This is a genomic window from Ornithinibacter sp., from assembly GCF_035443565.1.
GTDB lineage: Bacteria > Actinomycetota > Actinomycetes > Actinomycetales > Dermatophilaceae > Fodinibacter.
Window position 1 is genome coordinate 1 of the sequence record NZ_DAORSO010000429.1, and the last position, 1,079, is coordinate 1,079.

General features: G+C 70.2%; 1 protein-coding gene. It reads left to right on the forward strand.

What is annotated here, in order from left to right; all coding sequences use genetic code 11:
* The first annotated feature begins 44 nt into the window (after positions 1–44).
* Positions 45–896 carry a hypothetical protein gene (locus PLL68_RS15730; protein ID WP_324535711.1) on the forward strand — a complete coding sequence of 284 codons (852 nt, stop codon included), beginning with the start codon at positions 45–47 and terminating at the stop codon, positions 894–896.
* Positions 897–1,079: the final 183 nt, after the last annotated feature.

Consider the following 1,079-nt stretch of genomic DNA (forward strand, 5'->3'; position numbering starts at 1 on the left):
GACCGACGGGTCCCCCGCTGTACCGACCCGAAGGAAGCCACCCCATGGCGATCATCTCCTGCCCCAGTTGCCTCTCGGACAACGACATCCACCTGGGCGACAACGCCGCCGACGGCACCCGCACCTTCCGCTGCGGCGAGTGCGAGCACACCTGGGGTGCGAGCGTGGCCCCCACGCGGTCCGCCTCGGACCGCTCCCCCTTCGAGATGGCCAGGGGCCGGTTCGCCACCGCATCGATGCTCAGCCCTGAGCGCGCCGCCCTCGTCGTGCGGCTCAAGCGCCAGTTCCTCAAGAACGAGCCGCTGCCGACCCCCGAGGTCGACGAGCACCGGGCCCGCTTCCAGCACCTGTTCTCCGCCGAGGTCCTGGCGACCTGCGACCCGCAGGACCTCAAGGACTTCGCCACCAGCTCGATCGGCGGTGAGACGGGCACTGCGTCGGTCTACAACCGGGCATGGAACAAGCTCGGGGTCGCCGAGGCCGCCGAGCGCACGCGCGAGTCGATCGACTACCTGCTGCGCGGACCGGACGACATCCCCCTCGAGGACCGCCTCACCCACCTCATCGAGGAGGACGTGGACACCGCGATGCCCGGCTTCAAGGAGCCGTTGCTCACCAAGGTGCTGTGCGTCGTGTACCCCGAGCGCTTCCTGCCGCTGTTCTCCTACACCGCCGAGGGCACCGGCAAGCGCGAGCTCACCGAGTCCGTGTTCGGCCTCCACCTGCCGGTCAAGCACGACGCGACCGCGATGCAGATCGGCCGGCTCGCGGTCTGGTCCAACGACCTGCTGCTCGAGCTCGTCGGTGACGGGTTCACCGGCACGCACCACGCCGCGGCGTTCCTGCTGTGGGCCAAGGACCGCGCGGGCGCACGCCCACTCAGCTCGGTGCGCTGACCCCGGGTCTCTGCGGCGCCCGAACCGGCTCAGGAGCAGACGGCATCCGCCGTTACGACCAGGTTGCTGAGGGCGCCCTGGAAGTTGCCGAGCTGTGCCTGGGCCGCAGCGGCATCCAGCCCGACGAGCGACATGCTGGCGGTCTTCATGTCGGCGAGGATCGGCACGGCGTCGATGGGGATG

What these genes read in the sequence shown, in the direction of transcription:
- PLL68_RS15730 (WP_324535711.1), top strand. Translation starts at nt 45, where the DNA reads ATGGCGATCATCTCCTGCCCCAGTTGCCTCTCGGACAACGACATCCAC.